This is a genomic window from Streptomyces sp. Ag82_O1-12 (assembly GCF_900182715.1).
Taxonomy (GTDB): domain Bacteria; phylum Actinomycetota; class Actinomycetes; order Streptomycetales; family Streptomycetaceae; genus Streptomyces; species Streptomyces massasporeus.
This window is the reverse complement of record NZ_FXUW01000001.1, coordinates 2,190,116-2,203,939: the sequence shown is the minus strand read 5'-3', so window position 1 is coordinate 2,203,939 and position 13,824 is coordinate 2,190,116. Positions and strand designations below refer to the sequence as shown.

General features: G+C 73.0%; 11 protein-coding genes. 7 read left to right on the top strand and 4 right to left on the bottom strand.

Annotated features, from left to right (window positions below; all coding sequences use genetic code 11):
• Window positions 1-112 precede the first annotated feature (112 nt).
• The 3 genes from QOL88_RS10180 to QOL88_RS10170 all read left to right on the top strand — a co-directional run bounded on the left by QOL88_RS10180 (window position 113) and on the right by QOL88_RS10170 (window position 2,373).
• Window positions 113-676: an SAV_6107 family HEPN domain-containing protein gene (locus tag QOL88_RS10180; RefSeq protein ID WP_097216122.1), complete on the top strand. Its 564-nt coding sequence runs from the start codon at window positions 113-115 to the stop codon at window positions 674-676.
• A gap of 211 nt (window positions 677-887) precedes the next feature.
• A complete protein-coding gene (locus tag QOL88_RS10175; RefSeq protein ID WP_097216121.1) occupies window positions 888-1,694 on the top strand; it encodes a methyltransferase in 807 nt (268 codons plus the stop codon).
• A gap of 280 nt (window positions 1,695-1,974) precedes the next feature.
• Window positions 1,975-2,373 carry an SCO2097 family morphological protein gene (locus QOL88_RS10170; RefSeq protein WP_097216120.1) on the top strand — a complete coding sequence of 133 codons (399 nt, stop codon included), beginning with the start codon at window positions 1,975-1,977 and terminating at the stop codon, window positions 2,371-2,373.
• Between the two features lie 218 nt (window positions 2,374-2,591).
• On the opposite strand, the gene QOL88_RS10165 is transcribed toward QOL88_RS10170, so the two are convergent.
• The 4 genes from QOL88_RS10165 to QOL88_RS10150 all read right to left on the bottom strand — a co-directional run bounded on the left by QOL88_RS10165 (window position 2,592) and on the right by QOL88_RS10150 (window position 8,238).
• Window positions 2,592-4,985, bottom strand: a complete 2,394-nt coding sequence (locus QOL88_RS10165) for a transglutaminase TgpA family protein (RefSeq protein ID WP_179878821.1) — start codon at window positions 4,983-4,985, stop codon at window positions 2,592-2,594.
• Window positions 4,985-6,346 carry a DUF58 domain-containing protein gene (locus QOL88_RS10160; RefSeq protein ID WP_097216119.1) on the bottom strand — a complete coding sequence of 454 codons (1,362 nt, stop codon included), beginning with the start codon at window positions 6,344-6,346 and terminating at the stop codon, window positions 4,985-4,987. The genes QOL88_RS10165 and QOL88_RS10160 overlap by 1 nt, the downstream gene beginning before the upstream one ends.
• Window positions 6,346-7,383 (bottom strand): AAA family ATPase, encoded by a 1,038-nt coding sequence (locus tag QOL88_RS10155; RefSeq protein WP_097216118.1) that lies wholly within the window; start codon window positions 7,381-7,383, stop codon window positions 6,346-6,348. Before QOL88_RS10155 ends, QOL88_RS10160 begins: the two co-directional genes overlap by 1 nt.
• A 303-nt stretch (window positions 7,384-7,686) precedes the next feature.
• Window positions 7,687-8,238: a beta-class carbonic anhydrase gene (locus QOL88_RS10150; protein WP_097216117.1), complete on the bottom strand. Its 552-nt coding sequence runs from the start codon at window positions 8,236-8,238 to the stop codon at window positions 7,687-7,689.
• A gap of 392 nt (window positions 8,239-8,630) precedes the next feature.
• On the opposite strand from QOL88_RS10150, the gene rsmH reads away from it, so the two are divergent.
• The 4 genes from rsmH to QOL88_RS10130 all read left to right on the top strand — a co-directional run bounded on the left by rsmH (window position 8,631) and on the right by QOL88_RS10130 (window position 13,817).
• Window positions 8,631-9,629: a 16S rRNA (cytosine(1402)-N(4))-methyltransferase RsmH gene (rsmH, locus tag QOL88_RS10145; RefSeq protein WP_179878820.1), complete on the top strand. Its 999-nt coding sequence runs from the start codon at window positions 8,631-8,633 to the stop codon at window positions 9,627-9,629.
• 31 nt (window positions 9,630-9,660) lie between these two features.
• Window positions 9,661-10,107, top strand: a complete 447-nt coding sequence (gene ftsL / locus QOL88_RS10140) for a cell division protein FtsL (RefSeq protein WP_097216115.1) — start codon at window positions 9,661-9,663, stop codon at window positions 10,105-10,107.
• Between the two features lie 5 nt (window positions 10,108-10,112).
• Window positions 10,113-12,089, top strand: coding sequence for a peptidoglycan D,D-transpeptidase FtsI family protein (locus tag QOL88_RS10135; protein WP_283445885.1), 1,977 nt, complete (start codon window positions 10,113-10,115; stop codon window positions 12,087-12,089).
• Between the two features lie 207 nt (window positions 12,090-12,296).
• Window positions 12,297-13,817 carry a UDP-N-acetylmuramoyl-L-alanyl-D-glutamate--2,6-diaminopimelate ligase gene (locus QOL88_RS10130; RefSeq protein ID WP_097216113.1) on the top strand — a complete coding sequence of 507 codons (1,521 nt, stop codon included), beginning with the start codon at window positions 12,297-12,299 and terminating at the stop codon, window positions 13,815-13,817.
• Window positions 13,818-13,824: the final 7 nt, after the last annotated feature.

The window sequence follows — 13,824 nt, the reverse complement described above, 5'->3', positions numbered from 1 at the left end:
AGCGAAGCAAAACAGCAGGTCAGAACGGATTGTCAGTGCCATACCTCACGATGGGTCACATACGGCACTCCGTGACCGGACGTGCCGTCACCCAGACGACAGGAGGTTCGTCATGGCCAGCTATCACGCAGCAGCCGCCCGTCGGCGCCGCGCCACCGGCCCTGCCCCCTCACTGACCGGCCCGGCGAGCGACGTGCACCCCGTACTGCGCCGGGCCTCGGCCCCTCCCGCCGCCCTCGACCTGCTCGCCCAGGCCCGCGCCGGCCTCGACGAGGCCACCGCCCTGGAGACGCCCAACGAGCGCTACGCCACGGCCCACCTCGCCGCCCTGCGCACCGCCGCCGCGGTGCTCGCCGCCCGGGGGCGCCCGGAGACCTCGCCCCGGAGCCGGGCCAAGATCCGGAGCGCCTGGGAAGTGCTCCCGGAGATCGCGCCCGAACTGACCGAGTGGAGTGCGCTGTTCGCCTCCGGTGCCCGCCGTCGCGCCCGGGCCGAGGCCGGCATCCAGGACGCGGCCACCGGCCGGGACGCGGACGACCTGATACGGGACGTGGCGATGTTCCTGCGCCTCGTCGAGCGGATGCTGGTCCTCCAGCCGGTCCTCCCGCAGCCCCGCCCGGACCAGGACCGGCCGGAGGGCCCCGGCGCGGGGAGGGACATGCCGGACGCGGGCTGAACGCGGCCCGGGCCCGCCTGACCCGCGGCGCATCCCCGCCCCGGGCCCGCCTGACCCGCGGCGCATCCCGGGACCGGGTCATCCGGACGCCGTGGCCGAGGCAATAAGGTGGGGGACGCCTGAAGTCTTCCCTCCCCGCGGCCGGGGCCGGGGGAGACGCCCCGTTCGCGCCGCCGGCAAGAGGCGGTGCCGCGCCGAGGAGTCAACTGCCGTGTCGGACCCGATGCGCCCCCGCGCCTCACTCCGTACCGCCGTGGTCTGGGAGGTCCTCCAGGACGCCCTGGACCGCCGGGTCAAGGCCACGGGTCGGGAGTCGCTGGACGTCCTCGACACCGGAGGCGGCAGCGGCAACTTCGCGGTGCCCGTCGCCCGCCTCGGCCACCGGGTCACCGTCGTCGACCCCAGCCCCAACGCGCTGTTCGCCCTGGAGCGCCGCGCCGCCGAGGCCGGCGTCGCCGACCGGGTCAAGGGCGTCCAGGGCGATGCCCACGGCCTCTTCGACGTGGCCGAGCGCGGTGGCTACGACGTGGTGCTGTGCCACGGCGTCCTGGAGTACGTGGACGACCCGGCGGAAGGCGTCCGCAACGCGGTGGCGGCCCTGCGCGCGGAGGGTGTCCTCAGCCTGCTCGCCGCCGGCCTCGGCGGTGCCGTGCTGGCCCGCGCCCTCGCCGGGCACTTCAAGGAGGCCCGGCAGGCGCTCGACGACCCGAACGGACGATGGGGCACGGGTGACCCCGTGCCGCGCCGCTTCACCGCCGAGCAGCTCACCGGACTGGTCGAGGGCGCGGGCCTGCGCGTCGGTGCCGTGCACGGCGTGCGGGTCTTCGCCGACCTCGTGCCCGGCGTCCTCGTGGACACCGAGCCCGGAGCCCTGGAAGCGCTGCTGAAGCTGGAGGAGGCCGCGGCCGAGCTCCCCGCCTTCCACTCGGTGGCCACGCAGCTGCATGTGCTGGGTGAGACCGGTGGGGCCGCTGGGACGAGTGGGGCCGGCGAGGCCCATGGGGCTGCCGAGGCCTGAGCCGCTTCGTGAGGTACCGCCGCTGATCAGCGCCTTGGCTGCGCATGGAGTACGCCACAGGCCCCCCGAACGGGGGCGGCGCGCCGTATGATCGAGGGAGACCGTTCCGGCATGACGGGTCGGCCGCCGGGGAATGGAAGCCTCAGCGAGCCGGGACCGGCCATGGCGGGTTTCGGTTGGTCAATTGGCGCAGAGGGGCGGGTTTCACGGGGGCGATTCCCTGCCTATCCTGAAGGGACCCCCCGGGTCGCCCCGGCGACTGCACGATGAGGAGGACTCCGTGCCGCTCTCGGAGCACGAGCAGCGCATGCTCGAGCAGATGGAGCGAGCGCTGTACGCCGAAGATCCCAAGTTCGCGACAGCGCTTGAGGGAAGCGGGCTGCGCACGTACACCCGGCGACGGGTCTACCAGGCGGTCGCGGGCTTCCTCGTAGGTATCGCGCTCCTCATGGCTGGAATGGTCGCCAAGCAGGTCTGGCTCAGCGTCGTGGGCTTCCTCGTCATGCTGGGCTGTGCGGTGCTCGCCGTGACCGGCTGGCGCAAGGCCCCCAAGCCGGGCGAACAGGCCGGCGGTGCCGCGGGGCCCCAGGCTCGCCGACAGGATCGGCAGCGCCGCTCGGTAATGGACCGCATCGAACAGCGCTGGCAGAAGCGCCGCGACGAGCAGGGCGGCCATTAGCCCTCCGCGCAGCCTCTCCAGGGCTACGTGAAACACGTACGTCAGGGGGTGACCACCGATCCGGTGGTCACCCCCTGACGTATGCGTATGCGTATGCAGGCCGAGGCCCGACGTATGCGTGGACAGGCCGCGGGCAGCTCCCGCCGGGCACGGACACAGCAAGGCCGGCCGGTGCATGCGCACCACCGGCCGGCCTCAGCCGCGTGTGTCCCTGCCCCTCAGCCCTGCTGCCCCGACGCCTTCCGCCACGTCGGCCGCAGCGCCAGCGCGCGTTCCCGGACCCTCGTCCACCAGGCCGACGCCGACCACACCACACGCACGGTGGAGCGGGGGGCCAGCAGCGCGCGGAGCCTCGCCACGCGGCCGGCCGCCGCGCCGAGGCCCGCCCTCGCACGGCGGACGTCGTCCGCGAGGCCCGCCACCGGGCGGGGGTGCGGTGCGTACAGGACCTGCTCCACCGCGTTCGCCACCCGGTGCACCGAGGCCGCGGCCGTCGCGTCCAGGTCGCCGAGGCGGACGATACGGGCGGCCGCCTTGCGCGGGGTCTGCGACTCGTCCGGCGGGATCCCGTAGTCCCACGCCGTGTCGGTCAGCTCCTGCCAGACGGCCAGCGTGTGCGGGGCCGCGTCCGCCTCACCGCGGCCGTGCGCCCCGAGCCGAGCCGTGCGCGTCCGCAGCCGCCACAGCATCGGTGCCAGGGGGAGCGCCAGGACGGCGAGACCGGCGAGAGCCCACGCCAGGAACGCGTACCACTTCGGACCGTCGTCGTCCGTGGGCAGCGCCGCCTGCGGCGACTCGCTCGCGCAGCCGCCGTCCAGCTTCTTCTGCTCCGGCGTGCAGGTCTCGCTCGCCGAAGGCGCCGCCGAGGGCGCGGTGGACGCCGACTGGGACGGACGCGCCTGGTCGGGCGCCGAGCTGTCGGGGTTGTCGGGCAGGGTGTACGACGGGATCGAGCCGCGGTTCGGAGTGGGCTCGAAACGGGTCCAGCCCACGCCCTCGAAGTACAGCTCGGGCCAGGCGTGCGCGTCCCGCAGCCCCACCGACACCGAGCCGTCCGCCTGCGGGGAACCGGGCGCGAAGCCCACCGCGACCCGGGCCGGTATGCCCAGGGAGCGGGCCATCGCCGCCATCGCGAAGGAGAAGTGCACGCAGAAGCCCTGCTTGTCCTTCAGGAAGCGGGCGATCGCCTGCGAGCCGGTGCCGACCTGCACCTGCGTGTCGTACTCGAAGCCGCCGGTCACAGCGAAGAAGTCCTGCAGCTTGACCGCCTGGTCGTACGGGTCGGCGGCGCCCGCGGTGACCTTGCGGGCTGTACGGCCCACCACCGACGGCAGCGAGTCGGGCAGCTCGGTGAAGTCGCGTTCGATGTCCGCGGGCGGCGGTCCCGCCGAGGCGAGCTGCTCCGCCGTCGGACGCACGTCCAGGCTCTTGACCTGGTACGTCAGGCCTCGCGTGTTCTGCCCGTGGTCGCCGACCAGGGTCATGCCCTGCGGCTCGTACCGCCAGTTGCCGCTGATGCGCACGCCGCTCGGCGGGTACGGCATGGGCAGCCAGTCCTGGGCGTACCAGTCGGCCGCCGAGATCGTGGTGTCGATCTCCGTGCGCTTGACGTCCGGGCTGAGGCCGACCGGGTCCGGGAAGGTGCCGTCGGGGACGGCCGTGATGGACCGCCGGGACGGCTTCCACGTGGTGCCGTCGAAGTCGTCCAGGGACACGATCCGCAGATACAGCTCCGAGACGTCTTCCATCTTGGTCCGCACGGACAGGACCTGCTGGTCGTCGTCCGCGTTCAGACTGTCCCGCAGCGACACCAGCGGGTTCACGGCGGAGATCGTGCCCCCGCCGCCCGGGCCACCGCCCGCGCCCGCCCCCACGGAGTCCAGCAGGCCGCCGTTCATCGCGGGCAGACCGAGCGGCACCACCAGGGCGATGCCCAGCGCGACCACGCCGATGCGCCGGCCGGTGCGGATCGGGGCGACCGCCCCGCTCGGCTCCCCGGCGCCCGTGCGCGGTGCGCCGCCGAAGACCCGGCCCCACTGCGAGAGCCGGTCCCGCCCCTCGGCCAGGAGCAGCATCAGATAGCCGGCCGCCGCCACCAGGAACCACAGCCAGTCCATGCCCCCGTCGGACAGCCCCGCGGCCACCGAGTACAGCGCGAGCAGGGGCAGCCCGGCCGGAGCGGCGCTGCGGAAGGTCACCGCGAGGGTGTCCACCAGCAGTCCGATGATCAGGACCCCGCCGACGAGCATCAGCCGGATGCCGTCGGACTCCAGAGGCGCCGGGATCGCGTACCGCGCGATGTCGTCCCCGCCCTGCTGGAGCAGCAGCGCGAAGCGGTCGATGGCCTGTGGCCCCGGCACCAGTCCGGCCAGGGCCTGCTCGCGGGCGAAGACGAAGGTCAGCAGCGCGACGGTGACCACGGCCTGCGCCGCCACCGTCAGCGGCCGGGCCAGCGGCACCCTGCGGGCAGCCACCCCCGCGCCCGACTGAAGAGCCAGCAGGAAGGCCGCCTGCACGATCCACGTGGCCGGCTTGACGAGGGGCAGCAGGGCGCACGCGGCCATCAGCGTGGCCGCCCAGGCGCCCAGCGTCAGTCGTACGCGCCCGCTCATCACGGTCCCTCCCCGCCGCTCGCGGCGGCCACGCCCCTGCGCTCCCGGTCGGCCTGCCGCCACAGCTCGTCCATGGAGGCGCCCCGCGGCACGCGCAGGGCCGTCCACCCCGCCTCGCGCAGCATGCGCAACCGGTCTCCGCTCCCGTCCAACGGGCCGGGCACATCGCTCGGTTCCCGCACCCAGGTGTCACTGTCCAGCACGAAGGCGACCGCGCCCGGGCTGCGTTGCCGCATCCGGCCCAGCACGGCCGCCTGGTCCTCGTCCAGGTCGCCGAGGAAGGCCACCAGCAGCCCCTCGTTCCCGCCGCGCAGCACGTCGTAGGCCCGGGACAGGCCCGCGCCGTCGGAGTGGTCGATCACCGCGAGGGTGTCCATCATCAGTCCGGCCGCGTCCGCCGACTCCTGGCTCGCGCCGGCGAAGCCGTCCCCGCCCTCGCCGGGCACCGCGTTGCCGGAGTCCGTCAGCAGTCGTACCGAGTAGCCCCGTTCGAGCATGTGCACCAGCACGGACGCGGCGCCCGACACGGCCCACTCGAAGGCCGAGTCCGGTCCCGCGCCCTCGTAGGCGATGCCGCGGGTGTCCAGCAGCACCGTGCAGCGGGCGCGCTGCGGCTGCTCCTCGCGGCGCACCATCAGCTCGCCGTAGCGGGCGGTGGAGCGCCAGTGCACGCGGCGCAGGTCGTCGCCGTAGCGGTAGCCGCGCGGGATGACGTCGTCCTCGCCGGCCAGGGCGAGCGCACGCTGCCGTCCGTCGCCGTACCCTTTCGCCTCACCGCTCAGGCGCACCGGCGCCAGCGGCTCCACGCGCGGGATGACGGTGAGGGTGTCGTACGTCGAGAAGGAGCGGGTCAGCTCGCACATGCCGAACGGGTCGGTCAGGCGCAGTTGGAGCGGCCCCAGCGGGTAGCGGCCGCGCAGGTCGGACCGCACCCGGTAGGACACCTCGCGCCGGCCGCCCGCCTCCACCCGGTCGAGCACGAAACGCGGCCGGGGGCCGAGCACGTACGGCACTCGGTCCTGGAGCATCAGCAGGCCCGTGGGCAGCCGCGAGACGTTGTCCATCCGCAGGTGGACCCGGGCCTCGCTGCCGGCGGGCACGCGCGCGGGGGAGAGCCGGCGGCTGCCCGCGACCCGGTAGCGCGTGCGGTACAGCACCCCGGCGCACACCAGCGGCAGCACCGCCAGCAGCAGACCCACGCGCAGCAGGTCGCTCTGGCCGAGCACGTAACTGCAGATCGCGGCCGCGACGCCGGCGGCCAGGAAGGAGCGTCCGCGGGTGGTCAGACCGGCCAGAGCGGTGCGGATGCCGCCCTTCTCGCCCCGGTCGGCCTCCGACTGCCCCGCCCCCGCGGTGGTCATCACAGCCTCCGCGGCGGCTGCTGGGGATACGTGGGCGCCGTACGGCTCAGGCCGCCGAAGCCGCTCTGCTGCTGCGCCGCCGGCACCGGGGTGCGCTGCAGGATCTCCTCGACGACCTGCTCGGCGGTGCGCCGGTTGAGCTGGGCCTGGGCGGTGGGCAGCAGCCGGTGGGCCAGGACGGCGACGGCGAGGGCCTGCACGTCGTCCGGCAGCGCGTACTCCCGGCCGCTCAGGGCCGCGGACGCCTTCGCCGCGCGCAGCAGGTGCAGCGTCGCGCGCGGAGAGGCGCCGAGTCTCAGGTCGGGGTGCGTGCGCGTCGCGCCGACCAGGTCGACCACGTAGCGCCGGACCGGCTCGGCGACGTGCACACCGCGCACCGCCTCGACGAGCTTGAGGATCTCGTGGGCGTGGGCCACGGGCTGGAGGTCCTCCAGCGGCGAGATGCCGCCGTGCACGTCCAGCATCTGCAGCTCGGCGTCCGCGCTCGGGTAGCCGACCGACACCCGGGCCATGAAGCGGTCGCGCTGGGCCTCCGGCAGCGGGTAGGTGCCCTCCATCTCGACCGGGTTCTGCGTCGCCACCACCATGAAGGGGCTGGGCAGTTCGTAGGTCTTGCCGTCGATGGTGACCTGGCGCTCCTCCATGGACTCCAGGAGCGCGGACTGCGTCTTGGGCGAGGCGCGGTTGATCTCGTCGCCGATCACCACCTGCGCGAAGATCGCACCCGGCTTGAACTCGAAGTCGCGGCGCTGCTGGTCCCAGATGGACACACCGGTGATGTCCGACGGCAGCAGGTCCGGCGTGAACTGGATCCGCCGCACCGAGCAGTCGATGGACCGCGCCAGCGCCTTGGCCAGCATCGTCTTGCCGACGCCGGGGACGTCCTCGATCAGCAGATGTCCCTCGGCGAGCAGCACGGTCAGCGAGAGCCGTACGACCTCGGGCTTGCCCTCGATCACGCCTTCCACCGACTCCCGCACGCGTTCCACCACGGCGGTCAGATCAGTGAGGCTCGCTCGATCGTCATAGGTCGTCACCCGGCCCTCCTCGGCCTTTCCCGTGCCCCCAAGGAGCACGGGACACCCCATTTTCCCGGGCCGGCGCCGCATGACGCAGGCCGGCCCACCCCGAACCACGGACACCACGCGTGAAAAGTTCCGCGCGACGCCACTCCCGCATTCTTGCTGCCGTTACCGTTTCGTGTCACTCGACTGTGGACAACTGGCCGCGATATGTCGGTCTTGCAGCCATTCGAACGCGTGACTGACAGGATTTCGACAGCTACAGCAGATGGCCTTCCGGGGCGGGCGGCCCGCGGCGCACTGGCCGGCGGGCCGGGATCAGGAGGCCGGGTCGACTTCCCGCAGCAGGCCGGTGAGCACGTCGAACACGAATCCGCGCACGTCGTCGGTGTGCGGCACGAACGGCGAGGTGCGCACCCGCTGCATCGACTGACGCACGTCCTGGTCGACGTCCCGGAAGGACTCCACGGCCCACGCCGGACGCTGGCCGACCTCGGCCTCCAGCTCGTTGCGGAAGTCCTCGGTGAGGTTCTCCAGACCGCAGCCGGTGTGGTGAATGAGCACCACGCTGCGGGTGCCCAGCTTGCGCTGGCTGATGGTGAGGGAGCGGATCACGTCGTCGGTGACGACGCCGCCCGCGTTGCGGATCGTGTGGCAGTCGCCGAGCTCGAGCCCGAGCGCCGCGTGCAGGTCGAGACGGGCGTCCATGCAGGCCACGACGGCGACCTGCAGCACGGGCCGGGCGTCCATCCCCGGGTCGGTGAAGGCCTCGGCGTACCGGGCGTTCGCCGCCACGAGACGGTCGGTGACCGTGTCGCCGGCCGTTATGGCGCTCTCCGAACCTGTGGGAATCGATGCAGAAGTCGTCATAGGCATGACGTTACTGGTCACACCCCGTCCAGGCCTCCTGTGGAAGTGAACAAAGAATGCCGCCGGGGGAGGCGTGTGAGGTAATCCACAAGGGCGATGTCCCGGTCTCCGTGCGAACGGCGGCGACGCGCAGGCCGGTTGATTGACCGGGCGACAGGGTGGACTAAAGTGACGCGAAGCGGGAGGCGAGACTCTCCCCGCTGGACTGATGTTCTTCGGAGACCCGGGCGACGACCGGTGATCTCCCCGCGTGCGCGGCGCGTACGTACGGCTCGGCCTCCTCCCGCTCCCGGTCGGCTGACGCTTCCGGCGCCGGCAGGTCTCATGTCCACGAGCGGGCGGGGACCCGGCGGTGCGCATGGCCGCGCCGGATCTGAGAGGGCCCGGGATCGATGGGGCGCGAAGCGCATTCGAATGAGGGTGGCGGGCGACGGGAGGGAGAGAGTCGACACGTCCCGGTGATGCTCCAGCGGTGCCTGGATCTGCTGGCACCCGCCCTGGAGGGCCCGGACGCCGTGGTCGTCGACTGCACCCTCGGCCTCGGCGGCCACAGCGAGGCGCTCCTCGCGAGGTTCCCCGACGCCCGGCTCGTCGCCCTCGACCGTGACAAGGAGGCCCTGCGCCTGTCCGGCGAGCGCCTCGCGCCCCACGGCGAGCGCGCCACCCTCGTGCACGCCGTCTACGACGAGCTCCCCGAGGTGCTGCACCGGCTCGGCATCGCGCGCGTGCAGGGCGTCCTGTTCGATCTGGGCGTCTCCTCCATGCAGCTCGACGAGGCCGACCGCGGCTTCGCCTACGCCCAGGACGCCCCGCTCGACATGCGCATGGACCAGACGACCGGCGTCAGCGCCGCCGAGGTCCTCAACACCTACCCGCCGGGCGAACTCGTGCGCATCCTGCGGGCCTACGGCGAGGAGAAGCAGGCCAAGCGGATCGTGAGCGCGATCGTGCGGGAGCGGGAGAAGGAGCCGTTCAGCAACAGCGCGCGGCTCGTCGAACTGATCCGGGACGCGCTCCCGCAGGCCGCCAAGCGCACCGGCGGCAACCCGGCCAAGCGCACCTTCCAGGCCCTGCGCATCGAGGTCAACGGCGAGCTGTCGGTCCTGGAGCGGGCGATCCCCGCCGCGGTGAAGGCACTCGACGTGGGCGGACGGATCGCCGTGCTGTCGTACCACTCGCTGGAGGACCGGCTGGTCAAGCAGGTCTTCGCGGCGGGCGCCGCCACCACCGCGCCCCCCGGGCTGCCCGTCGTCCCCGAGCGCTACCAGCCGCGGCTCAAGCTCCTCACGCGCGGTGCCGAACTCCCCACCGAAGAGGAGATCGCCGAGAACCGGCGGGCGGCACCGGCGCGGCTGCGCGGCGCCCAGCGCATCAGGGAGGACGTCGAGTGAGGCGTGAGCAGGCCGGACCGAGGGAGCGGGCGTGAGCGGCAAACCCGAACTGAAGGGGAGGGCCGCCCGACTCGCGCGGCTCCTCCCGACCGGCCCCGGGCAGGCGGCCCGCACACCTTTCGTCCTGCTGGTCGTCCTCCTCCTCGGCGGCGGTCTCATCTGCCTTTTGGTGCTGAACTCGGCCTTGAGCGAGGGCGCGTTCAAACTCGACGACCTCCAGCGCGGGACCAAGAACCTCACCGACGAGGAGCAGGCCCTCCAGCGGGACATCGACGCCTACTCCGCCCCCGACGCCCTGCAGCGCCGCGCCCGCGAGCTCGGCATGGTGCCCGGCGGCGACCCGGCGTTCCTCGATCCCGACGGCACCGTCAAGGGCGTCCCCAGCCCCGCCCCCGGCGTCCGGCAGCCCGCCGCCTACACCCCCCTGGTCCTCGCCCCCGAGGCCATGACCGACGGCCCTACTCCGACCGGCAGGTGACGGAAGTGTCCGACAGGGAACCGCCACGTCGCCGTGTGCCCGGCCCCGCCAGGCCCGCCCGCCCCGACGCCCGGCGCCGCCCCGACGCCCGGCGCCGTCCCGGCCCCGGTGCCCGTCCGGCCCGGCGGCCGGGGCAGGCCCGCCCGGCGGCGCCCAAGCCGCTGCGGCTCGGCAGCCCCCGCCCCCGCCTGCGCCTGGTCGGACTCGCGCTGACCCTGGTCCTGACCGCCTTCGTCGTGCGGCTCTTCCAGGTGCAGGCCGTCGACGCGAGCACCTACGCCGCCAAGGCCGAGCAGAACCGCTACGTCGGGCAGGTGCTGGCCGCGGACCGGGGCGAGATCACCGACCGGTCCGGCGTGGCCCTGGCGACCAGCGAGGACGCCTACGACATCACCGCCGACCCCACGATGTTCGCCCCCGACATGCTGAAGATCGGGGACGGGCCCGAGCAGGCGGCCGCGCTCCTCGCGCCGATCCTCGGCCAGGAGCAGGAGGACCTGGTCAGGAAGCTGCGGCCGGAGAACAAGGCCCTGCGCTACGTGAAGCTGGCCTCCCGCCAGACCCCGCAGGTCTGGAAGCAGATCAAGGACCTCAAGTCGGCGCTCGCCAAGAAGGCGGAGGCCGACAAGTCCACGCCCAACGTCCTCTCGGGCGTCTTCTCCGTGGCCACCAGCAAGCGCGTGTACCCGGGCGGCGACCTGGCCGCCGGGATACTGGGCTGGGTCAACGCCGAGGGCAAGCCCGGCGGCGGCATCGAACTGCAGCTGAACAAGCAGCTCGCCGGCAAGGACGGCAAGATCCGCTACGCCCAGTCCGGCGGCCGTCTCGTGCCCACAGCGGGCTCCACCGAGACACCCGCCGTCCCCGGCAGCGACGTCGAGCTCACCATCGACCGCGACATCCAGTGGGCCGCCCAGAACGCCATCAGCGACCAGGTGAAGGAGTCCGCCGCCGACCGCGGCTACGTCATCGTCCAGGACACCCGCACCGGGCAGATCCTGGCCATGGCCAACTCGCCCGGCTTCGACCCGAACGACCTGTCCGACGCCGAGCCGGCCGCCCTCGGCAACGCCGCCCTCCAGGACGCCTTCGAGCCCGGCTCCACCGCCAAGGTCATGTCGATGGCGGCCGTCCTCCAGGAGAACGCCGCCGCCCCCGGGACCCACGTGGTCGTGCCCAACCGGCTGCACCGCGGGGACCGGCTGTTCAAGGACGACATCGACCACCCGACCTGGTACCTGACGCTCAACGGCGTCCTCGCCAAGTCCAGCAACATCGGCACCATCCTCGCCACCGGACAGCTCGGAAAGACCCAGGCCCAGGCCAACAAGGTCCTCTACGACTACCTGCGCGAGTTCGGCCTCGGCAGCTACACCGGCCTCGGCTTCCCCGGCGAGACCAAGGGCATCCTCGCCCCGCCCGACAAGTGGTCCACCTCGCAGCAGTACACGATCCCTTTCGGCCAGGGCGTCTCCATCAACGCCATGCAGGCGGCCTCGGTGTACTCGACCATCGCCAACGGCGGGGTCCGCGTCGAGCCCACCCTCGTGCGCGGCACCAAGGGCGCCGACGGGCGCTTCACACCCGCCCCGAAGCCCGCGAAGAACCGGGTCGTCGACGCGAAGACGGCGAAGACCCTCGCCCACATGCTGGAGTCCGTCGTGGACGACGAGGAGGGCACCGGCACCAAGGCGCGCATCCCCGGCTACCGCGTCGCGGGCAAGACGGGTACCGCCAACCGCGTGGATCCGGCCACCGGGAAGTACCACGGCTACACCTCGTCGTTCGCCGGGTTCGCCCCCGCCGACAAGCCCCGCGTCACGGTCTACTGCGCCATCCAGAACGCCACCCAGGGCAGCTACTTCGGCGGTCAGATCTGCGGACCGGTCTACAAGAAGGTCATGGAGTTCGCACTGAAGTCCCTCCAGGTCCCCCCGACCGGCGCCAAGGCCGCGAAGCTGCCCGTCTCCTTCAAGCAGTGATCAGCCCAGCAGTGATCAGCGCCGACCGCCCTGATCAGCACTCAGCCCCACCGAGCCACCAGGACCGCCTCCGTGACAACGATCACCCCCGAGCCCGGCAACCAGAGCAGCTCCGGCCCCTCACTTCGCCCGGAGGCGGGTGCGCCCGGTACGCTCACCGCCGTGCCACACGCTGATCAGTCCCATACCACCCAGAAGGGCCATCCCGTGACATACCCCGGGCCGCCCAGGCCGGTGCAGGTCTCCGCCACACCCCTCGCGGAACTCGCCGATCAGCTGGGTGCTTCCACACCGGAGAACGCCGCCGAGGTCACGGGCATCACCCACGACTCCCGGGCCGTGCGCCCCGGCGACCTGTACGCCGCCCTGCCGGGGGCCCGGCTGCACGGTGCCGACTTCGTCAACCAGGCCGCGGGCCTCGGCGCCGCCGCCGTGCTGACCGACCCGACCGGCGCCGAGCGCGCCGCCGCGTCCGGGCTGCCCGTCCTGGTCGTCGACGACCCGCGCGCGCAGATGGGCGAGCTGGCCGCCACGATCTACGGCCACCCCGGCCGGGGCCTGCTCCAGATCGGCATCACCGGCACCTCCGGAAAGACCACCACGGCCTACCTCGTCGAGGGCGGCCTGAAGACGGTCAGGTCCACGGGCCTGATCGGCACGGTCGAGATGCGCATCGGCGACGAGCGCATCAAGTCCGAGCGCACCACCCCCGAAGCCACCGACCTCCAGGCCCTGTTCGCCGTCATGCGCGAGCGCGGGGTCGACGCGGTCGCCATGGAGGTCTCCAGCCACGCCCTGGTCCTCGGCCGGGTCGACGGCTGCGTCTTCGACATCGGCGTCTTCACCAACCTCAGCCCGGAACACATGGAGTTCCACTCGGGCATGGAGGACTACTTCCAGGCCAAGGCGCAGCTGTTCACGCCGAAACGCGGCAAACTCGGCGTGGTCAACGTCGACGACGAGTACGGGCGCCGGCTGGCGAACGAGGCCACCGTCCCGGTCGTCACCTACTCCGCCGAGGGCCACCCCGACGCCGACTGGCGCGCCGAGGACGTCGAGGTCGGCCGGCTGGACTCGACGTTCACCGTCGTCGGCCCCAAGGGCGAGCGGATCAGCGCCAAATCGCCGCTGCCCGGGCCCTTCAACGTGGCCAACACCCTCGCCGCGATCGTCGCCCTCGCCGTCGCCGGCCTGGACCCGCAGGCCGCCGCCGACGGCGTCGCCGCCGTCCCCGGGGTCCCGGGACGCCTGGAGCGCGTGGACGCCGGGCAGCCCTACCTCGCGGTCGTCGACTACGCCCACAAGACCGACGCCGTCGAGTCCGTGCTGCGCGCCCTGCGCAAGGTCACCGAGGGCAAGCTGCACATCGTCCTCGGCTGCGGCGGCGACCGGGACAAGACCAAGCGCGAGCCCATGGGCGCCGCGGCGGCCCGGCTCGCCGACACCGCCACACTGACCTCCGACAACCCCCGTGGCGAGGACCCCCTCGCGATCCTCGCCACGATGCTTCAGGGCGCGGCGTCCGTGCCCGCGCACGAGCGCGGCGAGGTGCAGGTCTTCGAGGACCGGGCCGCCGCGATCGCCGCCGCCGTCGCCCGCGCCGAGCCCGGCGACACCGTGCTGGTCGCGGGCAAGGGCCACGAGCAGGGCCAGGACATCGCCGGGGTGGTCCGTCCCTTCGACGACCGCCAGGTGCTCCGCGAAGCCATCCAGAAGACCCAGGGATGAAAATCCA